The sequence below is a fragment of the Alteromonas hispanica genome (assembly GCF_010500915.1).
GTDB lineage: Bacteria > Pseudomonadota > Gammaproteobacteria > Enterobacterales > Alteromonadaceae > Alteromonas > Alteromonas hispanica.
In genome coordinates, this window is the sequence record NZ_JAAAWP010000006.1 from 199797 (window position 1) to 220132 (window position 20336).

Below are 20336 nucleotides of genomic sequence, written 5' to 3' on the forward strand. Positions count from 1 at the left end.
ACAACAACATAGATTATTAGTACAAACATTTCGTTAATTTGATTCAGATGAAAGACTTGTAACTTTTATATATTAAAAATATATAAATTTAGGATGAATATTTTTATATAAAAATTAACCAAGGGGACACAACTGATTAAAAAACACCCATTAAAATTAACAATAAAATTACATTCTTAAACGATTCAAACTTTACGTATTTCTCCTATTTTCATCCGGTCTTTACCCCTTCCTTTTGCGTCATAAATTAAATGACAACCCTGTATAAATGAAAACATCCAGTAACATATAAGTCATTGAAACTTAGAGACATAGCTTTTTGAAAAGCGTACATTCCAGCCGCTGCGTACTTTTGGTTTCCCAACCATCAACACGTTATAAAAAAGGAATGAATATATGAAAAAACTAATTCTTGCTGCTGCATTAAGTGCTATTTCTGCAGGCTCTTTCGCTGCAGCTCCTGCATGGGATTTCGTGCAAGGCAGCTACGTAATGACCGACTTTGATGATTCTGATTTTGAATACGAGCCAGATGGCTTCGCTATTTCTGCATCGAAGCTTGTTACCGACAGGGTTTTTGTTACCGGTGACTACTCTCAACAAAACGACGATATTTTTGGTTTAGAAGTAGATTTAGACATGCTGACATTGGGCTTAGGCTATCGCTATGCCCTCTCTAACCAAACAGACTTGTTCGGTATTGTTAGCTATGAAGATATTGAAGTATCTGGTGTGGGTGAATCTGACGGTGAAGATGGTTACGGCTTGACTGCAGGTGCACGCTCTATGGTAATGGACAATGTAGAACTGCGCGGTGCGGTGAAATATATAGACAGCGATAGCGGCAGCGACACGTCAATTATTATTGGAGCTGATTACTTCTTTTCTCCTGCTTTCGCTGTGGGTGTAGGTTATGAAGCATCTGATGATTTAAATACATTTGCACTAAATGCACGTTATAACTTCTAATTAGTAGCGGCACCATTATGGCGTTACGTTTTGCAATGTTGTTGTTTTAAGCGCTAACTGTAAAGCCAGGTATGTGAATTTCATACCTGGCTTTTTTTTATTTTTTCCCTTACTTGCTTCTCAAAATATTTTACAAACCACGAACCCTTTTGCCCCTTGATACGTCTTTACTTCATTAATTAGGTATGGAGTATGTATGCTAGTTCAAATTTTGAGGATGGTGATCGTGTTTTTAACTGAGCTTATCGAACTTCTTTTACGTCATGGATGATTTAGAAATTGAAATTTTAGTATTAGAGGCTCAGATGGGCTCCCGCTCTGCCGTGCAGAAATTGTATGAACATTTTAACCACTCTCTTAAAAAGTATGTGTACGTTCGCGTTAAAAATAAAATGATAGCCGAGGACATCACGCAAAATGTATGGCTTAAAGTTTATCGAAGGATAAATAGGTTGAACAACGTTTCACTGTTTAAAAGTTGGTTGTTTAAGGCGCTAATTTGGGAGTTAAATGACTGGTATCGAAAGTCAAATCGAGAAGTTTTGTTACCCGACCCACAGAATGAACACGTTTACGAAACCGATGGTTCGAAAGACTTCGATTTGTTTCCCTTGCTTCAACAATTAGACAGTAGCGAGAGAGAAACCGCAGAGCTTTACTATGTAAACGATCTTTCTGTTCGAGAAGTGAGTCTGGTACTTGGCGTCCCTGAGGGAACCATAAAGTCGAGGTTACATCGGGCAAGAACTACGCTCAAAGCAGTTATTGAAAAAAATGAGAGGAAATAAGCGATGAAAAATGAAATCGATGAAAAAATAAAACGTGAATTGCAAAAGCAATCTGAAGAACTCGATGAGCTTATAGACGGAGGGCTTAAAAGTTACCTCAAGCTTGGTTTCGAATCTAGATTCGTCGGAATAATGAAAATTGGCTACCTACTGGCCATTCTATTTACCTTTTTGCTTGTTTGGTGTGGATATGAATTTTTTAATGCGTCGAGCGATAATCAGGTTTTTTGGGGAGTGTGCTTTATTTTGAGCGTTAATATACAAATTGCAGTGAAGCTGTGGATCTTTATGCAGACTAATCAAAATATTCTGTCAAAAGAACTGCGTTTAATGCAGCTACGTCAGAATTCGAACGGTTAGCGTTTAAATAATCCGTAATCGCAAAATCTATCGCGTCGATAAGTATAGCTCTTGATTCCTCAAGCGTTCCAACTGTGACTTTAAGAGTGTCTATTGGAACGGTTGTTATTTGCTGTGAGAGAAAAATATAGTCGACACCGTCAAAATCAATTTCAGGAGTTAGTGTAATTCTCTAAGCTCGCCTAGAGAATTAAACTCGAAACATGAGTGCTAGTGCATTACTGTATATGATATCTAAATTACAGTGTGGCGCTTATGCATTTTACTCCAACCAACATTGAAGATTTACCCACTCCGTGCTGCTTGATAGACAAAGCCAAAATGCAGCGGAATATCGCTCGGCTATCCGCGCATATTGGTAATTTGCAATGCACGCTACGCCCTCACGTAAAAACTCATAAGTCGATTGAGGTAACTAAAGCCATCATTGATGCTGGCAACGTTAAAGGCATTACGGTTTCAACATTAAAAGAGGCAGACTATTTTTTTAAACACGGCATGAACGATATTTTGTATGCGGTGGGTATTACACCAAACAAAATAGCTCACGTAGCGCAGCTTATTCAGCAAGGCTGTGACCTAACCATAGTCATTGATAACGAAGATATGCTGTCGCTAGTGCTTGATAAAATGGCGGAGCACAACTGCGTGTTCAAAGTCATTATTGAGCTAGACACCGACGGGCATCGCTCTGGGGTAAACCCTCACTCACATGCGCTTCTCTCTATTGCCAAACACATCAACAATAGTGCTCATGCAAAGTTTGAGGGGGTTATGACCCACGCGGGTGAGTCTTATGCCTGCTTTACTGAAAAAGCAAAGCAAAACATGGCGGCACAAGAGCGTGACCTTACCTTACACGCAGTAAAGCGTTTATTTGAGGTGGGAATACATTGCAATACAGTTTCTATTGGCTCTACCCCTACCGCATTTGCGGTTGACCAACTAGACGGAATAACCGAGGTACGCGCAGGCGTATACGTTTTTTTCGACTTGGTTATGGCGGGATTAGGTGTATGCGACATAGACGATATTGCCATGTCGGTATTAGGCACGGTAATAGGCCATCAAAAAGATAAAGGCTGGGTAATCACCGATGCAGGTTGGATGGCCATGTCGAGAGATAGAGGTACTGCCGACCACCCGCAAGATTATGGCTACGGGTTAGTCTCCCCTTCAGGCAGCCACGAGGCGCGCTATATTATGAGCGACGCCAATCAAGAGCACGGTATTATTACTGAGGTTTCAAATGCAAGCCCAGAAAGCCATTCAGAAAAGCATATAGACAGTTCCTTAAATAGCTCTGCAGAGAACAACGACAGTATTTTCACTCAATTTCCAGCAGCAAAAGCCATAGAAATCTTGCCTAATCATGCATGCGCCACCGCGGCGCAATACGACCATTATTATGTTGTAGAAAATGGGGTTGCCATAGATAAGTGGCTGTCGATTGGGGGATGGTGAAGAAGTTGCTTGCCACAAAAGTGGCAAGCGGTTTTTTTGCTTTGGTTTTAATCTCGCAGTGTTAAGGCCTTAACCATTCAAACCTTAAACCTTTTGCTGTTCGATTTTTAAAGCCTTTCCAGTGCGTATGCTCTGGTTTTTCTTGGCCACTTTCATCTTTAGCCCAAACGCCTTCATTTGAATAAGGCACCAAATCTAAATATCTATTCATTGCATCGTTGTTTTTTAAATACTTTCCTAACCATGCAGTTGCGAAGTGCTGGGCAATGTTATTCATTCGTGTATTGGCCCAAACTGGGTCGGTGTAATGTTCACTCACATTAATGCCTAGCTCGGTATTAAAGTAAAAACTTTCCTCGGGCGCCGGCATCGGTGCTCCTGCACCGTGATTGGCGTTTTCATAAGTGAGAAGTGCGCGCTCAGTATTTTGCGCCTTACCCCATATGGCCCTCACACCATTCTCATAGCCCGATACATCATCGACAGAACCCGCAACAAACAACATAGGAATATCAATTTCCCCTAACTCCTTTTCATTCCACAAACGATAATTCATTCCCCAAGGCGCAAACGCTATCACTGTTTTAATGCGTGGGTCTGGCCTGCTCGATTGTGAAGCTGCCCCACTTTGATACATGCTCAAAAGACCCGATGGTACCAACATATCAGACGTTACTGCTTGTTCAGTTATGCCTGCTCCACTCATGATAACAGCACCATATCCGCCCATAGAGTAACCAATGATGGCGCTATTGTTTATATCCACCATTCCATGCAAAAAGAAGCTGGGCGTTGCGTTCATTTTTTCCATTTCATCTAGAACAAATCCTTGATCTAATGGGCGATTAACCAGCGTTGACTGAAAGCTTGCGAGAGTACGGTAGGTAGAGTCAGTATGGTCAATGGCAGCAACTATGTACCCTTTAGATGCCAAATTTTCTCCCAAATGCGCCATTAAATAGCGGTTACCTGGGTAACCGTGAGAAATCACAATGAAAGGAAAAGCCTCACTATCCTTTAGCGGTTTCGCATCGCGCATTGCCTTTCCGCTAATCTCAATTTCTGTTGTTCCATCTCGCAAATAAGTGGTTTGTATCTTACCACCGTTAGCATCGTCAGCTGCTGGGTACCAAAGCTCCACTGAGAGCGGTCTGTCGTATCTTGGGATCACGGGGGAATCTGGGTCGGTGGTATCAATATTGACCACATCAATTTGGTTTGGATTAACAAGCTCAAGTGTACGCACACCCACCTTATGTTTTCCATAAGCAGCTAATTTGGGGGCATCGGGTCGCTGTGTATCAATTCTGTTTTGGCCGTTCACACTTGTGCTTATTACCAGCGTCATGGACAAGAAAGTAAGTAATGTGACAAAGCTAGATGGGTACAAATTTTTCATTGAATGCACTCTTTTTAAAAGCAGTAGTAGTTGGTTTGCTATTGATAGTACGTAAAAAGTAATACTCTTTAGCTATCAGTAAAAACAAAAAAGCCAGCGGTAATAAATCACCGCTGGCTTATACTTATTGCCAATTCTAGTATCTTAGGCGCGCTTGAATACCAAAGTATCTGTCTGCATCGCGAGGTATCTGATATCGGAAGTTGTCACCGCTATACGTAGTGACAAAGCTCTCATCAGTGAGGTTTTTACCAATTAAAGATATACGAACGTCATCATCGTTAAACGAGAACGCTAGGCTCGCGTTTACAATTCCATAATCTGGCAACAATGCTTCAGGGTTTGTCTCGGCAGTTGTACCTGGACCACCCGCAAATATTTCGTCGGTATAAACGTAAGATGCGTTTAAGTAAACGTCCATATCGTTAAGCTCCCAAACGTATTCACCGCTTAGAGAATATTTTAAATCTGGTGAGAATGGTAAGTCGGCACCTGATCTGCCATCGCATGTATCTAAACCTACAGGGCATCTAAACTCATCAACGGTAGCATCTACGGTAGCCATTCCACCGAACAAGCTAAATTGATCGCTCACTTGCCAAATAAAGTCAACTTCCGCGCCTTCGGTAATAATAGACCCTGCATTGGTTAAACGAGTAATGAAGACACCGTCTAACAATTCTGGGTTATTAGCCTGGAAACCGTCAATTTCTGTGCGGAATACTGCCGCATTAAAAACGAAGTCACGGCTAGCGTATTTATATCCTAATTCATAGGCATCAGAGGTTTCAGGGCCAATGGGGAGCGTATCGTTTGGCGACATATTGTAAAACACGTTAAACGCAGGACCTTTGTAACCTTGCGAGAAGGTAAAATACGCCATGCTGTTATCGTTAATGTCGTACTGCACGCCAAGCTTACCAGACAAGTCGGTTTCGTCGGTTTCACCATCAAAGTCTGTGTCAAAACCACGAACGCCCACACCGGTCCTCGCATACTCATCGTTACTGCGGCGATTGTGAGAAAAGCTCACTTCGTCTTTCGTGTAACGAAGACCAAATAATAAGCGCAAATCGTCGTTAATGTGGTATTTACCGTCAGCAAATACAGCGTAATTTAGAAACTCAGTTTCCATAAAGGCTGTGGCGCTTACAATATCATTTGCCAAACAACTTAAAGACTCATCTTCAATGAACTGATTTACTTGTTCTTCACTGGGGTTTTCTACGCCTAACGTGTCGCTTAAATAAGCACTAATTGCTGCAGGGAATTGCCCGTTATTGTTCTGGCAACTTGCGTCTCGCGTAAAGCTACGGTTTGATTTTTGTTGCCACCAGAACACACCACCTTGATACTCAAGTGCGTTCCCAAGTGGAGAGGCAATACGGAATTCCTGCGACACTTGGTTCCAGTCTTGTGGACCTATATCGTGCAATTGAAATGGCACTCCAAATACAGGGAACGGGTCATCCCCAGCGGTAGAGGTAAAATCACCCTCACGGAATTCAGTGTTTGCCCAGTCGCGATATGCGGTAATAGAGGTAAACTGATGGTCGCCTATCATCGTGTCAAACTGCATTGAGAAAGCAGTATGCTCGTCGATGGTGCGTGTTTCAAAATCGTGATCTACTTGTCGTTGGCTTAAATCTAAGTCTCCTACACCAGTGCTATCAGGCGATGCCTCAGACTGATGTCGACCACTTGGCGTTAACTCTAAATCTGCACAGCAGTCATCATTTGACTTCATATTTTCAAATATGAAAAGCATTTCGGTATCATCAGAAATACGATAATCGAGCATAGCTCGCACGCCTTCTCTGTCGTAACCGTTAACCATTTCATTGTTGAAAACGTTTTCAATGTAGCCGTCAAAGCCAGATTTCATAACAGTAATACTGCCGCTGGCGTCTTCATTCAAGGCACCATGCATACTGCCTCGTAAACGATATTCATTACCTTGGAATAACGTAGCTTCTAGCATTCCACCAAACTCATCCCGTGGACGTTTGGTTGTAATGTTAACTACACCGGCCGATGCATTTTTACCGAACAGGGTACCTTGAGGGCCACGCAAAACCTCAATTCTTTCAAGGTCGTAAAGATCCATAAATGCCTGACCAGAACGACCAAGAACAACACCATCTACCACGGTTGATACACTTGGTTCTGCAGCAACACTAAAAGATATAGTACCAACACCACGAACGGTGATTGCCGAGTTACGCGTTGTATTTCCTTTTCGAAAGCTTACAGAAGGCACTAATGCCTGAAGGCCCTCAATATTATTAGCGAAGGCCGCATTAATTTGGTCTTCGCGCAATACTGAAACGGCAACAGGAATATCGCTAATACTCTCCACACGCTTTTGTGACGTTACTACAATTTTTTCGAGTGACTTTTCGTCAACAGCGTCTTCAACCTGTTCATTGTCTTGCGCATAGCCGTGTGCACTGAAGAGTAATCCTGATGTCATTGCAAGCGTTACCGCTCGACTAACAATCGACCTTCTTGTTTTCATGTTGTTCTCCAAGGAATTCGCCTTTTATGCTTCTCGCCATTCACTATTTACGTTGAACTTATCCAACTTCGAAACATTGAAAGGCGTGTTAACTGCAGGGCCGAAGCATGTGTTTTATTTTTTAATGATTGGCTACATTGCCATTTCATTTTAATTATTGTCTTATAGAAGAAATCTTATGTCTGATGTCTTATATAAGAGATATAAAGTTAAACAATTGTAAATGCATTTGCAAACGGTATGTTAATTTTTTTGATGTGTTTTTGAGTATGGCGAGGATAAGCAGAGACAATATATGTGTCTCTGCGTATTAATTACGTGCCCACTGCCAAGCGCTTAAGACTTTGCACATACTTTGCTCGCCACCATTTCAAACTAATTCCAATGGCAATAAAGCATGTTGCCCATAGTGAAATTAAAATAGGGATAAACGATTGACTTAAACCGCCCACAAAGCCTATTGGTGAGAACATTAAATATAGCGTTGCTATAAGGCTTAAGAGCACAATGGCGCATGGAATAGCGTAGCGCCATGGCGTCATATTCACTTCTGCTTTTAATGTAAACTGCCATGGGGTGCTTCTTGGATACATGTGCCCAATGGTCAGCATAATTGCCAGTTCAATCACAAATAAAATGGCGTAAATATGAATGAAGTTAATATCTACCTCCCACACAAATTTTAGCAACCCGTATGCAATAACATGGAAAATAATAGCCACCTTTGCTGCTAATGCAGGGACATGCCTTGTAAATAGCCCCACTAATACAATTGTGATAACCGGTATATTATAAAAGCCGGTAAATATACGAATTATTTGCCACAACCCGTCAGGGGCTAGCATAAGTAACGGCGCGGTAATAAAAGACAGCAACGCAATAACCAAGCTGGTAATTTTCGCAACGCGAATTATCTTTTCATCGCTCACATTGTCTTTCTTAAAGGGCTTATACACGTCTAAACAAAACAATGTAGCTGCGCTGTTAAGCAGTGAATTAAAAGAACTAAACACGGCACCAAGAAGCACGGCTAAAAAGAAGCCAGACAGATATTGTGGTAGAACATCTTTCACTAAATGCGGATAGGCGAGATCGATAGTTTGCAGGCTTTCATCTTGATATAGGTGATATGCAATTACACCCGGAAGCATCATCATAAAGGGCACTAGTACTTTGAAATATCCTGAAAAAAGCACGCCTTTTTGACCTTCTACTAAATTTTTAGCCCCAAGCGTACGCTGGATAACATACTGGTTGGTGCCCCAATAGAAGAGGTTAGCTAATATCATTCCGGTAAAAATGGTGCCGAAGGGTACGGGATCGTCGGGCCCACCTATTGCATTCAGCTTTTCAGTTTCCGTAGTAGCAATAGTAGTCAAACCGGCGCTAAAGCTGCCATCTCCTAAAGCTATAAGCCCAAGTATTGGCACCAGTAACCCAACGATAAGTAGGCCAACACCATTAATCGTGTCTGACACCGCCACCGCTTTTAAACCACCAAAAATTGCGTAAAGCGCACCTACAGTACCTACAACGACAATCGTTAATACGAGACTTGCTTCGTAGCTCAAATTTAACAGGCCCGGAACATCGAACAACCGCAATACAGCAATAGAGCCGGAATAAAGTACCGAAGGAATTGTAACCAAGGAGTATCCCACCATGAATAGCACCACAGTCATTCGGCGTACACTGTCGTCAAATCGATCTCTTAAAAACTCTGGTAAAGTGGAAAATGCTCCTACTAAGTAGCGGGGTAAAAATACCAGGGCCATAATAATAGTTGAAACACCCGCGGTAACTTCCCACGCCATAGCACTTAAGTTATAGCCAAAAGCAGAACCGTTTAGCCCAATCAGCTGTTCAGCAGACAAATTGGTTAAAATCATAGAGCCGGCAATAAAGGTTCCGGTTAGTCCTCGACCAGCGAGGAAGTAACCATCTTGAGTATTCACCTCGCCTTTTGTTTTCATATAAGAAATGACGGCCACTAAAAGCATAAACGCCATACATGACAACAATGTAAGGGTGATATCCATTATTACTCCTCGCCAGCTATTGTGCAGGCCATAAGGTTACATTCGACATATCCATGTCGGTATGCTGAACATCAGGCCCTAATTCAATGCGACTGCCTTTTTTCGCAAATACTGCAATGTCGTTCAACGCCAGTGTTTCTTCTCTATAGACGCCGCCGCTTACCACTTCTTCGCTTCCGAAACGCACCCACTCTCCTTTCGGGAGGTAATATTTCAACTTCCCACCCGGCACCACGCATGGCACAACGAGCAAGTCATCACCACACATAAATTGCTGTTCGAAACTGTGAGATAGCGGTTCATCTGGAAACGCGAGTACCATGGCACGTTGCACCGGTAGCCCTGTTTCTGTTGCCTGTTTCGCCACTTTTTGTAGATAAGGGATAAGTTGATACCTTAGCTTTATTGCCTCGAATACGGCAGCTGAGGCTGCCTCGCCATAAGACCACGGTTCGCGAGGGCCTATACCGTGAAGCCGCATATGAGCGCTGAATACAGACGCTTGGGTCCAACGCACATACAACTCTGCATCTCGTGTATCTTTATAAAAGCCGCCAATATCGGTTGCAAAGAAAGGACCACCAGACAGTCCCCAAGACAAACTACCACGGATACTGGCCGCTAAACCTTGCCAATCGGCCTGCGGGTCTCCTCCCCACTGTGACGGATAACGCTGACTGCCTGTCCACGCAGAACGGCTAAATAAAAATGGGCCTGTTTTGCAGTATTTTTCGGCTGCCTCATATACACAGCGGTTATAGAGCATGCTATAAACATTGTGCAGGCGATTTCCGGAGTCACCGCTGTACGAGAGCATATTGTCATCTTCTAACTGCTCACCAAAGTCGGCTTTTATCATATCTATGCCTAAATCGAAGAGAGGCTTATGCGACTCCCTCCAAAATTCGTAGGCTTCTGGGTGGGTAAAATCGAGAATACCCGAATCTGGCAGTGGGGTGAGCACTTCACCAAACGGGCTTAGGTCCCATTCGTAGCGATAGGCTTTGCCTGTGCGCTTGTCTTTAATTAACCAACCTTTTTCAGCGGCCTTTTTAAACAAAGGGTTCTTCACTGAAATCATTGGGTATTCCCATACACAAATTTTAAACCCTAACGCCTTTAACTTATCAATAACGGGTTTCGGATCGGCATAGCGTGACGGGTCCCACTCAAATGCAAAGCGCGTATCTGTGTCTTGCCACGCTCTGCCGTCGAGAGTAATCACGTCGCAGGGCATTTCCTTTTCACGAACCTCTCGCGCTACCGCTAAAAGCTCTTCTGCGTCTTTGTAATACGCCTTTGAAAGAATGACGCCCAAGCTCCAAGTTGGTGGTGTTGGTGCGAAGCCGGTAAGCTGACTGTAGGTGTGAATGCTGTTTGCTGGAGTATCTTCATGATAGAGAAACATATCTAGCAGCGAGTCTTCGACTAAACATACATAAGCGCGCTGAGACCAAAGCGCATAACCTACTCCGTGAGTGACAGGCGATGTAGTATGTACAAATAAGTTCCAGCCATCGGGACTCCACGCATAAGGCGTATTCTTGTAAGATTTTTCCGCATTAACACCCAACGCATCGTGATTGTATGACCGAATTAATTGACCTCGCTTATCTAGCTTCGCCCACTTTTCGCCCAGCCCATATACGGCCTCATCATATCCGAGTTCTAAGCTAATCAACCAGCCAGCATCTGTTTTTGCAAAAGGCGGTAAGCGATGCTGGCGAACAAAATGTCCATCTGTTGCACTTTGCTGCACCAAGGTTTCGCCCTTATAAAGCTTGAAATGCAGAGGTGAAGTGCATAACTCCAAGCGATACTGGCCACCAGTCACACAGTATTTATCATTATCACCAGAGAGTGTCAGTGATTCATTTTTTGGTGTGGCAGTGAGCATGCCGTAGGCCGCTTGATTATCATCAGCACTTTGAATTCTTAACCCATAATTACTTATGGACATTCTAAGTTCGCCTAGCTGAGTAGGTACAATGAGAATTTCGTCACTCTCAAGGTGTGGTGGTTGGACAATTTCTGCCGGGTCAATGGCGTTCCAATCTGGCTCAATTACACTAAAAGCGTTACTCATTTCATCACTACTCTACATGTCTTGTATAAGACATAAGTTAATGAAATGTAACTATGGTGTCAATCAGCATTTTCTCTTTATAACGAAACGTAAACTAACAGGCAAAACCCTCAAAGGGAAATCAATTGAACTAATGCCGAGCAAGCAATCTTCTCAATAAAAGTACAAATACAGTAAAAAGTACGCTATACATCTTGTGTGTGATATAACAAAAGAAAAATAGTCATTAGGTTTCGGATTTATGTCTTCCTCTCAATTTGACCATAAGCTCGGCGGGCCTAGCCTTGCCTTTCAGCCTCTTTATCAGCAAGTTGGCGAATATATTAAGCAGCTCATTGTTGAACGCAGATGGCAGCCTGGCGAAATGCTTCCTAGTGAATTTAAACTGGCCGACGAATTTAATGTAAGCCAGGGAACGGTGCGAAAAGCGCTCACACTACTCACAGACACCAAAATAGTCACAAGGCGACAAGGCGTAGGTACGTTTGTTTCGGAACACACAGCGCAAGACGCTCTATTTCGCTTTTTTCCTCTTCAAGCTGATGGCAAAGGAGCCGACCTTCCAAAGGCAGAATTGTTAAGTAAAGAACGTATTTCACCTACCAATGCCGTTCAGCAGGCCCTTTCTATTACTGCTAAAGACAAGGTAATTAAATTAAAGCGCAGACGTATACTCGATAACGAATTCTGTATGCTGGAAACCATCTTTTTACCAGCCAAGATGTTTACCGGCATAAACAACCGCGAAGACATTCCGCACACGCTGTATCACTTTTATCAAACCGACTATAACTTAACGGTGTTTAAAACCCGCGACAGCATAAAGGCTATTTTAGCGTCTAAAGAAGATGCTGAGAGCTTACACGTAGAGGAGGGCACACCGCTTTTGCTTGTCACGCGAATAACAGAGTCGATAGAAGGTAAATTAATAGAATACCGCGAGAGTAAATGTCGTACCGACCATTATCATTATCAGGTGGAACTAGATTAGCCTTAGAATGATTTAGTATCCACTTTCTCTACCAAAATTGACTTTCCAATTTATAAAGCTCCTCTTACCAGCCCTAAAACCTACCTTACTCCATTAACTTTGTTAACAGATTGTTGACTTAACCCTACCTGTATAATAACTTATGTCTTATACAAGACTAATGTTTGAATTAAGCATACTAGCGACATTATTTAATAATGAAGGGTGAATAACGCGATGGATAAAATACCAGAGGTAGGGTTTGGCTTTTGGAAAGTAGACACTGCCATATGTGCAGACACTACCTACGAGGCTATCAAAGCAGGATATCGTCACTTAGATTGCGCTACAGATTACGGCAATGAGAAAGAAGTTGGTGAGGGAATAGCGCGCGCCATTTCTGAAGGTATCTGTAAACGGGAAGAGTTGTGGATCACGTCGAAACTGTGGAACACCTTTCATGCGCCAGAACACGTATCACTTGCGCTAGATAAAACACTGAGTGATTTACAGCTCGACTATCTAGATTTATATCTTATCCATTTCCCGATAGCTCAGAAGTTTGTTCCCATTGAAACTCGCTATCCTCCAGAGTGGTTTTACGACCCAGAAGCCTCAGAACCAAAAATGGAATTAGCGCCTATCCCGCTATACAAAACTTGGGCTGCAATGGAAGAGTTGGTTGATGAAGGCAAAGTAAAACAGATTGGTGTGTGTAATTACAACACCGGCCTCATTCACGACCTAATGAGCTACGCACGCGTGAAACCTTCCATGCTGCAAATAGAATCTCACCCCTACCTTACACAAGAAAGGTTAATAAGACTGGCAAAAGATTATGGGCTAGCGGTCACAGCCTTCTCTCCTCTTGGTGCCCTCTCTTACCTAGAACTAGAAATGGCAGATAAGACAGAGTCTGTGCTAGAGCAAAGCGTAGTGATAGCAGCTGCACAGGCCCATAATAAAACCCCCGCTCAAATAGTGCTGCGTTGGGGTATTCAACGCGGTAACGCCATTATCCCTAAAACGTCAAAAGTTGAGCGTATGAAAGAGAATATTGCTCTTTTCGACTTCAACCTAACCGATGAAGAAATGCAGGCTATATCTGCGCTAAATATGAACCGACGCTTTAATGATCCTGGACACTTCTGCGAAGCAGCCTTTAACCGTTTCCACCCTATTTACGACTAGGAGCTAAAAATGAAAAGCGTTAATGAGACCTCCAGTGTTGAGTATGCCAACATAGCAACCCAGCACACATACAACGGTGAAGAATTTCCGGCTATTGTTGTAAATAGCACTGGATGCAAAACAGTTGCAGATACCGTAGAGTTTGTAAGGGCTAATCAGGCTGAACTAGAGGCTAAGTTGGCCGATACTGGTTCCCTATTGTTTCGCGGCTTTCCACTCGATTCGGCAGAGGCCTTCGACGTCTTTTCGGCCGGCTTTGGCTATCCTAATTTTACTTATCAAGAATCGTTATCTAACGCAGTAAGAATTAACTTTACCGAACGGGTTTTCACCGCCAACGAGGCGCCTAAAGACATAGAAATATTTCTACACCATGAAATGGCGCAAACACCAATTTCACCTAGTAAGGTATTCTTCTTTTGTCAGTCTGCTGCTGACGAAGGTGGAGCGACTCCGCTATGCCGCTCTGATAAGTTGTTTGAAGCATTGAAAGCCGAAGACCCAAGTCTTGCTAACGACTTTAAAGAGAAAGGTCTGAAATATACCACTGCCATGCCGGCCGCAGACGATGCCAATTCAGGCCAAGGCAGAAGCTGGAAAAGCACACTAAGTGTTGAAACAGTGGAAGAGGCAGAGACCAAGCTGAGTGAATTGGGTTATTCATGGGAGTGGCTCGACGATGGTAGTTTAAAGGCTATAACGCCTGTTTTACCAGCTGTTGTTGAGCTTGGCGACGGCGCGGAAGTTTTCTATAACCAGCTTATCGCTGCTTATAAAGGCTGGAAGGGCGTAAAAGAAAACCCATCTTCAGCTATTACCTTTGGTGATGGTACACCTATACCTAAAGAGGGTTTAGAGCGTATCTCAGAGCTAGCGGAAACCTTTACCTTCGACCTTGAGTGGCAAGATGGTGATGTGGCTATTGTCGATAATTACCGAACAATGCACGGCCGCCGTCCTTACGGGGGCGACAGAAAACGTGTAGTGCTAGTAGCACTCGTGGCTTCTGATCGGTAATTAACATGAATGACATAGCAGTTAAGTGTAAAAATATTTGGCCGGGCTTAGGCATTGCTACCATTACCGGAATGGCAGCGCTTTTTCTCAGTGAACATTACAACGCACCTGCTATGTTATTTGCTCTACTGCTTGGTATGGCGGTGTCATTTTTGTATCAAGAAGACGCTCCCTGTGCTTGCGGTATCGATTTTACCGCAAGCACATTACTGCGAGCGGGAGTGGTCCTTCTAGGCCTACGGGTTGCACTTGGCGATTTAGTAGTGCTGGGTTGGCAAACAGCATTCATGCTGGCTGGCGCTATATTTACCACCATAGTGCTGGGCGTTTTTCTTGCTAAAGCCTTTGGTTTGCAAAAGCGCTTTGGCGCACTTACTGGTGGTTCGGTAGCCATTTGCGGGGCATCGGCCGCACTGGCTATTTCAACAATTCTGCCCAAAGGGGAGAACCACGAACGAGACACCCTGCTAACTGTTATTGGCGTTACTGCCATGTCGACTATCGCGATGATTGTATATCCTATCATTGCTGCACAAGTAAACATGAACAATGTAGATGCAGGAATATTTTTAGGTGGAACCATTCACGATGTAGCACAGGTTGTGGGCGCAGGGTATTCAGTTTCGGAAGAAGCTGGAGATATGGCCACATTAACCAAACTTGTGCGCGTGGCCATGCTCATGCCCGTGGTGCTTATTATGATGCTGATTATAAAACGTTTTTACACAGCAAATCAGCAGTTAGACGAAGGCGACGTGCCTAAAGTCCCGCTGTTTTTAGTGGGCTTTATTACCATGATGCTACTCAATAGCTTTGTTACGTTACCCGACTACATTGTTGAAACAGGGTCCCAAGTATCGCGTTTCTTTTTAGTTGTGTCGATCACCGCTATTGGCATGAAGTCTAACTTGGGTAAGCTTGCCGAAGTAGGCGCTTTACCCATAATGATGATATTAGCCGAAACCATTTGGATAGCGTTACTCATTTTGGGCTACTTGTACTTTCTATAATTCGCCTGTTTAGATAGGCAGTAGCGCAGCGATACAAACCAAACAAAACGTCTGTAATTTTAAAAGGTAAAAGCAGTGAAAAAACGCGGCCTTCATGAACTTTACGCCATCAATGCTGAAAAAGCAGACCACACCGTATTTGGCAGAACCAGTAACCCACTGAGCCGTCGAGGCTTTTTATCTGGGTTAAAAACCCTGTCGGTACTGCTTGGCGCCGAAGTGGTTTACGGTCAGTTCATGCCGGCAGGGCTTATTCCCGCTGCTTTCGCACAATCGGACACCCCTTTTAAAATAGAAGGTAAAGACGGATTGATCGTATTAAACGACCGTCCAGTAAATGCGGAAACGCCTGCGCACCTGCTTGATGACAAGGTTACACCGGCAAACCGTCTTTTCGTGCGTAACAACGGTATTGTGCCAACCGCGCCAAACCCAGATACCTGGACACTCACCATAGAAGGTGAATCCGCTAAACAATCAATAACATTCACCCTCAATGAGTTAAAACAACGCTTTAAACATTACACCTACCAACTCACGTTAGAGTGCGGCGGTAACGGCAGGGCTGAGTTTTCTCCAGCTGCCACGGGGAATCAGTGGACCACCGGCGCAGTAGGCTGCCCAAAATGGACGGGCGTTCGGCTAAAAGACGTATTGCAAGCCGTGGGCGTAAAAGATGACGCCGTATATATTGGTTACTATGGCAACGATCAGCATTTAAGCAGAACGCCCGGCAAAGCCGCAATTTCGCGAGGCGTTCCTATTAGTAAAGCCATGGAAGATGAGTCGCTTATTGCGTGGAAAATGAACGGAGAGCCGTTACCCGTTATGAATGGTTTTCCGTTACGCTTGGTGTTTGGTGGCTGGCCTGCTTCCACAAGCGGCAAGTGGCTAAGCAAAATTGTTATTCGAAACCAAGTACACGATGGCGCAAAAATGCTAGGTAAAGCCTACCGTGTTCCGTGCGAGCCTGTGGCACCAGGAGCCAGCGTTCCCGACAACGAAATGTGTATTATTGAAGCTATGCCGGTAAAGTCGCTTATCACCTACCCTAAGTCGGGCGTAGAACAAAAGCTCTCAAAACCTTTGACGGTAAGGGGGCACGCGTGGTGCGGTTCAACAAACGTAAAAGAGATGTTTACCTCTATCGACTTTGGCCAAACTTGGCAACGAGCCGAGCTATCTCGTCCAGTAAACAGACATGCTTGGCAACATTTCACCTCTAATATTTCATTCCCTCAAAAAGGCTACTATGAAATATGGGCAAAAGCGGTAGATGAAACAGGTAAAGCCCAACCCATGGTGCTACCTGGTTGGAATCCAAAAGGTTATTTGAACAATGCATGCCATCGCATTGCTGTAAAAGTGGTAGCGTAAAGATGAATGATGTAGAAGATACAAACCTACCAATCACAGGAGCTCTGCTATGTCTTTAGCGTTACGTACAATTTGTATTGCGCTTTGCGTAACCGGGCTTACCGTCATTTTTGCAAGTAGATCAGCGGTAGCCGAACCTGCAACAGATCCTCGGTCGGGTTTAGTAATAGCTGAAGGCTCAAATCTAGTTTTAGCCCATTGTAGCGCATGCCATTCAACCTCGCTTATTACGCAAAACGCCATGAGTAAAAAACGTTGGTTAGAAACTATCAGGTGGATGCAAGACACACAAAAATTGTGGCCGTTAGGTGACGCCGAGCCGATTATTTTAGATTATTTGGCGAAGTGGTATGGGCCAAAAGAATCAGCAAGACGACCGCTGCTTGCCCCTCACCTTATGCCGGAAAAGTAACTCACCTTGAGAGTAAGTCAACGTATCGACAGACCTGTTTTTAATCTAATTGACCTGGAACATCCATAGTCTTGTGAAGGACACGAATTATCGAGATTGTATCAATCTCATTGGTATAGGTGACCAAGTGACTCCTATACAAGCCAATTCTCACTGGCGGTACATAATTTTTTGTAGGCGATATTTATCGGGAAAATTACACAAGCTTTTTATGAAACTACCTAGTTCATCCAAGTATTCGTCTGCACACTCTATTCCCCAATTTTCTGCGCCATAAAGCCAGATTTCAATCAAATCTGTCCTTGCTGCATTAGTTTGTATTGTTTTCAAGCTACTTACCTAATAGCTCTCTGCCACTTTGCTTAATATATTCAATATCCAGCTCTCCCGCCGAACCACTGCTAATCCCCTCATTTACAGCAGCTTGCATCGCCTTTTTCTTGAGTAAAGCATAATCGTTTGCTGACATTAAAACTCCCTGCTCTTTTCCGTTTCGCGTTATAGAGATAGGACTAGCCTGAGCTCCAAGTAGTAGCTCACCAAAATTATTCTTTGCTTCTGTCGCCGAAACTGACTTCATACGAAAACCACTCATTGCCCTTAATTACTTTAGCTATTTTAGCTAAAATACGCGATAGCGCAATTAGCACTAACCAATAATACCGAGCTCTACCGCCCGAAGTACGGCACGAGTGCGGTCGCGCGCGCCCAGCTTGGCTAAAATAGTCGACACTTGGTTTTTTACTGTGCCTTCCGATTTATAAAGCGCTGCCGCTATTTCTCGATTGCTGCAGCCAGAAGCCATTAAGCGCAAAATTTCTTTCTCTTTGCTCGATAGAGGCTCTACCTGTTCGGGCTCTTCCGTTTCAGTGTTTAGCCCTTGCAGGCTATTAATCAGCGTAGTGGTAATGGCAGGCTGAATAAGTGATTCACCGGCATAAACTGCCTCTATGCCTTCTGCTAGCGTTTCTAGCGACACGTCTTTTAACAAATACCCTTTTGCGCCAGCGCGTAACGCGCCCATTAGGTTTTCATGATCGTCAAAGGTGGTAAGCATAATGGTTGGAATAAGCGCATTGGCTTGTTTAAGCGCATTAAGTAACTCTATGCCTGTCATGCGCGGCATGCGAATATCCAACAGCATAACATCAGCGCAGCCGGGGTTGTTTTGTAACCACTTCATGGCCTCGAGTCCGTCGTTAGATTGGCCCACCACTTCTACTTTGTCAGAAAGGCCCAGCAGGCTGCATAACCCCTGTCGTAATAGTTGCTGGTCGTCTACTACCAATACCTTAATCATTGCGCCTCCGGCGGTACTCATCATTTCGCCTCCGACAATGTAAGCAAGGTATGAAAACCTTCACCGCTGTTGATAAACGTTGCACTGCCATTTAACTCGCTAATGCGTTCTTGAATACCTTTGAGGCCATTTCCCTGAATAACATTATTAGAATTAGCGCTAGCGCCATTGTCCTTTATATCTATGCATAATTGGTCGGATTTTTTATAAATGCTAATCACCAGCTCGTCGGCTTTACTGTGGCGCATAGTGTTAGTAAGACTTTCTTGAATACAGCGCAGCAAATTAGTGGCCTGAAGCAGCGTTAAATTGCTGATATCAGTTTGGCAATCAACCTCTACCCGAATCTTATTTTTTAAAGGCTCGGTAAGCGCATCAAGGGCTTGCAGTAAATCAAGCTGATTAAATTCACGCATGTCTGATACCGCCTCGCGAACATCTGCAAGCAGCAGCTTGGCAATGCTTAAGCACTGGTCGATAGTTTGGCGCTGATCAGGCGACGCTGTGCGAGACGCCACCTGTAAATGCAGCGACAACCCCGTTAAATGATGCCCCACCAAGTCATGAATATCGCGAGCAATGCGGGTGCGTTCATCCTTTCGGCTAGCTTGCTGCATCAAATCTTGTAACGCCCGTAGCTCTCTATTCGCCTCTTCCGCTCGTTCGGTTTGTCGTTCCGCGTTTTTTCGGCTTTCCATCATTACCAAGGCAAACAAATTGAATGTCCAAAATAGCAGTGCGTTTATCCACAAACTGCTATTAGCCTGCCATACCCAGCTATACACCAGCCACGGTACAGCTGACCAAATTGGCGACAGTAAAAGTGCCCGTTTAAACGGCATAAAATAAGGTAGTAGCGCAGACCAAATTACCAGCAAAATAGCGTTAAAGGTCATTGGGCTTAAAGCAAAAAGTACCAAAACAAGCGCGTATTCAATGCCCACTAATACGCTGCGAATTACTTCACTTTTCCCAAAAGGCTTGTCTTGAGTAATCAGCAAAAAGCCAAAGCTGAACAGAACAAAGCACAACATAATCGCAACGATGTTTGTTGTGCTAGTCCTTTCGGAACCTATAAGTAACCAAGCATTGGTTGCAGCCACAACCAAGATAGTAATGAGCGCTCCACTTTGTTCGGAAGCAATACGTAATTGAGATAGTTTCATAAGGCTCAGTATTGGCTAATAACGCGTTTTTTGGAATAGGCCAAAAGTCATTTTTCACATCGTGACTTTCGCCACTGATGATCCCGTTTCCTTCTAGATACACTTCTCAATACACCGCCCTCGCTTATTGAGACAGTCACTTTTAAACGAGCACTTATTAAGACAGTCACTTATTAGGACAGTCACTTATAAGCGGCGAATTTTACTAGTACTAGGGCGTTATCAAGGCAGGCACTTATACAGGCTGTGATTTTTACCAGAACAATTGGA

General features: G+C 43.8%; 19 protein-coding genes. 10 read left to right on the plus strand and 9 right to left on the minus strand.

Going from position 1 to position 20336, the window contains the following annotated elements; translation table 11 throughout:
• Nucleotides 1-396: 396 nt before the first annotated feature.
• The 3 genes from GTW09_RS11280 to GTW09_RS11290 all read left to right on the plus strand — a co-directional run bounded on the left by GTW09_RS11280 (nt 397) and on the right by GTW09_RS11290 (nt 2117).
• Nucleotides 397-969, plus strand: a complete 573-nt coding sequence (locus GTW09_RS11280; protein ID WP_163111969.1) for an outer membrane beta-barrel protein — start codon at nt 397-399, stop codon at nt 967-969.
• A gap of 305 nt (nt 970-1274) precedes the next feature.
• Nucleotides 1275-1757 (plus strand): RNA polymerase sigma factor, encoded by a 483-nt coding sequence (locus tag GTW09_RS11285; RefSeq protein WP_239059364.1) that lies wholly within the window; start codon nt 1275-1277, stop codon nt 1755-1757.
• Nucleotides 1758-1760: 3 nt separating this feature from the next.
• Nucleotides 1761-2117, plus strand: a complete 357-nt coding sequence (locus tag GTW09_RS11290; RefSeq protein WP_071978232.1) for a DUF6768 family protein — start codon at nt 1761-1763, stop codon at nt 2115-2117.
• Here the strand turns inward: GTW09_RS11290 and GTW09_RS11295 are convergent.
• On the minus strand, nt 2053-2286 hold the full coding sequence (locus tag GTW09_RS11295) for a CcdB family protein (RefSeq protein WP_163112032.1): 234 nt from the start codon (nt 2284-2286) through the stop codon (nt 2053-2055). The two genes, GTW09_RS11290 and GTW09_RS11295, sit on opposite strands and share 65 nt — an antisense overlap.
• Before the next feature lie 86 nt (nt 2287-2372).
• On the opposite strand from GTW09_RS11295, the gene GTW09_RS11300 reads away from it, so the two are divergent.
• Nucleotides 2373-3581: an alanine racemase gene (locus tag GTW09_RS11300; RefSeq protein ID WP_163111971.1), complete on the plus strand. Its 1209-nt coding sequence runs from the start codon at nt 2373-2375 to the stop codon at nt 3579-3581.
• A gap of 61 nt (nt 3582-3642) precedes the next feature.
• Here the strand turns inward: GTW09_RS11300 and GTW09_RS11305 are convergent, their stop codons facing one another.
• The 4 genes from GTW09_RS11305 to GTW09_RS11320 form a co-directional block, all read right to left on the minus strand.
• A complete protein-coding gene (locus tag GTW09_RS11305; protein WP_163111972.1) occupies nt 3643-4980 on the minus strand; it encodes an alpha/beta hydrolase family protein in 1338 nt (445 codons plus the stop codon).
• A 136-nt stretch (nt 4981-5116) separates the two neighbouring features.
• The gene (locus GTW09_RS11310; protein ID WP_163111973.1) at nt 5117-7498 is read right to left on the minus strand and encodes a TonB-dependent receptor; all 2382 of its coding nucleotides are present in this window, start codon (nt 7496-7498) and stop codon (nt 5117-5119) included.
• A gap of 314 nt (nt 7499-7812) precedes the next feature.
• Complete coding sequence (locus tag GTW09_RS11315; protein WP_071978229.1) at nt 7813-9537, minus strand: solute:sodium symporter family transporter; 1725 nt, start codon at nt 9535-9537, stop codon at nt 7813-7815.
• 16 nt (nt 9538-9553) lie between these two features.
• Entirely contained in the window at nt 9554-11623 is a 2070-nt protein-coding gene (locus tag GTW09_RS11320) for a glycoside hydrolase family 31 protein (protein ID WP_163111974.1), read from the minus strand.
• Nucleotides 11624-11864: 241 nt separating this feature from the next.
• Here GTW09_RS11320 and GTW09_RS11325 point away from each other — a divergent pair, with 241 nt between their 5' ends.
• From GTW09_RS11325 to GTW09_RS11350, 6 genes are all read left to right on the plus strand, one after another.
• Nucleotides 11865-12614 carry a GntR family transcriptional regulator gene (locus GTW09_RS11325; protein ID WP_163111975.1) on the plus strand — a complete coding sequence of 250 codons (750 nt, stop codon included), beginning with the start codon at nt 11865-11867 and terminating at the stop codon, nt 12612-12614.
• A 216-nt stretch (nt 12615-12830) separates the two neighbouring features.
• On the plus strand, nt 12831-13784 hold the full coding sequence (locus GTW09_RS11330) for an aldo/keto reductase (RefSeq protein ID WP_083595147.1): 954 nt from the start codon (nt 12831-12833) through the stop codon (nt 13782-13784).
• A gap of 9 nt (nt 13785-13793) precedes the next feature.
• On the plus strand, nt 13794-14801 hold the full coding sequence (locus GTW09_RS11335; protein WP_083595145.1) for a TauD/TfdA family dioxygenase: 1008 nt from the start codon (nt 13794-13796) through the stop codon (nt 14799-14801).
• 5 nt (nt 14802-14806) lie between these two features.
• The gene (locus GTW09_RS11340) at nt 14807-15811 is read left to right on the plus strand and encodes a YeiH family protein (protein ID WP_163111976.1); all 1005 of its coding nucleotides are present in this window, start codon (nt 14807-14809) and stop codon (nt 15809-15811) included.
• Nucleotides 15812-15919: 108 nt separating this feature from the next.
• Nucleotides 15920-17188: a sulfite oxidase gene (locus GTW09_RS11345; RefSeq protein ID WP_420809552.1), complete on the plus strand. Its 1269-nt coding sequence runs from the start codon at nt 15920-15922 to the stop codon at nt 17186-17188.
• A 49-nt stretch (nt 17189-17237) separates the two neighbouring features.
• Nucleotides 17238-17600: a hypothetical protein gene (locus GTW09_RS11350; RefSeq protein ID WP_239059358.1), complete on the plus strand. Its 363-nt coding sequence runs from the start codon at nt 17238-17240 to the stop codon at nt 17598-17600.
• 150 nt (nt 17601-17750) lie between these two features.
• Here GTW09_RS11350 and GTW09_RS17815 read toward each other — a convergent pair whose 3' ends face one another.
• The 4 genes from GTW09_RS17815 to GTW09_RS11370 form a co-directional block, all read right to left on the minus strand.
• Nucleotides 17751-17930: a type II toxin-antitoxin system RelE/ParE family toxin gene (locus tag GTW09_RS17815; RefSeq protein ID WP_163111978.1), complete on the minus strand. Its 180-nt coding sequence runs from the start codon at nt 17928-17930 to the stop codon at nt 17751-17753.
• Nucleotide 17931: 1 nt separating this feature from the next.
• Nucleotides 17932-18180, minus strand: a complete 249-nt coding sequence (locus tag GTW09_RS11360; RefSeq protein WP_163111979.1) for a type II toxin-antitoxin system Phd/YefM family antitoxin — start codon at nt 18178-18180, stop codon at nt 17932-17934.
• 69 nt (nt 18181-18249) lie between these two features.
• A complete protein-coding gene (locus GTW09_RS11365; RefSeq protein ID WP_163112034.1) occupies nt 18250-18900 on the minus strand; it encodes a response regulator in 651 nt (216 codons plus the stop codon).
• A 20-nt stretch (nt 18901-18920) separates the two neighbouring features.
• The gene (locus GTW09_RS11370; RefSeq protein ID WP_163111980.1) at nt 18921-20066 is read right to left on the minus strand and encodes a sensor histidine kinase; all 1146 of its coding nucleotides are present in this window, start codon (nt 20064-20066) and stop codon (nt 18921-18923) included.
• Nucleotides 20067-20336: the final 270 nt, after the last annotated feature.

Bases quoted from the DNA above. Each gene is read 5' to 3' on its own strand.
- GTW09_RS11280 (WP_163111969.1), top strand. From the start codon at position 397: ATGAAAAAACTAATTCTTGCTGCTGCATTAAGTGCTATTTCTGCAGGC.
- GTW09_RS11285 (WP_239059364.1), top strand. From the start codon at position 1,275: ATGGGCTCCCGCTCTGCCGTGCAGAAATTGTATGAACATTTTAACCAC.
- GTW09_RS11290 (WP_071978232.1), top strand. From the start codon at position 1,761: ATGAAAAATGAAATCGATGAAAAAATAAAACGTGAATTGCAAAAGCAA.
- GTW09_RS11300 (WP_163111971.1), top strand. From the start codon at position 2,373: ATGCATTTTACTCCAACCAACATTGAAGATTTACCCACTCCGTGCTGC.
- GTW09_RS11305 (WP_163111972.1), bottom strand. From the start codon at position 4,980: ATGAAAAATTTGTACCCATCTAGCTTTGTCACATTACTTACTTTCTTG.
- GTW09_RS11310 (WP_163111973.1), bottom strand. From the start codon at position 7,498: ATGAAAACAAGAAGGTCGATTGTTAGTCGAGCGGTAACGCTTGCAATG.
- GTW09_RS11315 (WP_071978229.1), bottom strand. From the start codon at position 9,537: ATGGATATCACCCTTACATTGTTGTCATGTATGGCGTTTATGCTTTTA.
- GTW09_RS11320 (WP_163111974.1), bottom strand. From the start codon at position 11,623: ATGAGTAACGCTTTTAGTGTAATTGAGCCAGATTGGAACGCCATTGAC.
- GTW09_RS11325 (WP_163111975.1), top strand. From the start codon at position 11,865: ATGTCTTCCTCTCAATTTGACCATAAGCTCGGCGGGCCTAGCCTTGCC.
- GTW09_RS11330 (WP_083595147.1), top strand. From the start codon at position 12,831: ATGGATAAAATACCAGAGGTAGGGTTTGGCTTTTGGAAAGTAGACACT.
- GTW09_RS11335 (WP_083595145.1), top strand. From the start codon at position 13,794: ATGAAAAGCGTTAATGAGACCTCCAGTGTTGAGTATGCCAACATAGCA.
- GTW09_RS11340 (WP_163111976.1), top strand. From the start codon at position 14,807: ATGAATGACATAGCAGTTAAGTGTAAAAATATTTGGCCGGGCTTAGGC.
- GTW09_RS11350 (WP_239059358.1), top strand. From the start codon at position 17,238: ATGTCTTTAGCGTTACGTACAATTTGTATTGCGCTTTGCGTAACCGGG.
- GTW09_RS11360 (WP_163111979.1), bottom strand. From the start codon at position 18,180: ATGAAGTCAGTTTCGGCGACAGAAGCAAAGAATAATTTTGGTGAGCTA.
- GTW09_RS11365 (WP_163112034.1), bottom strand. From the start codon at position 18,900: ATGATTAAGGTATTGGTAGTAGACGACCAGCAACTATTACGACAGGGG.
- GTW09_RS11370 (WP_163111980.1), bottom strand. From the start codon at position 20,066: ATGAAACTATCTCAATTACGTATTGCTTCCGAACAAAGTGGAGCGCTC.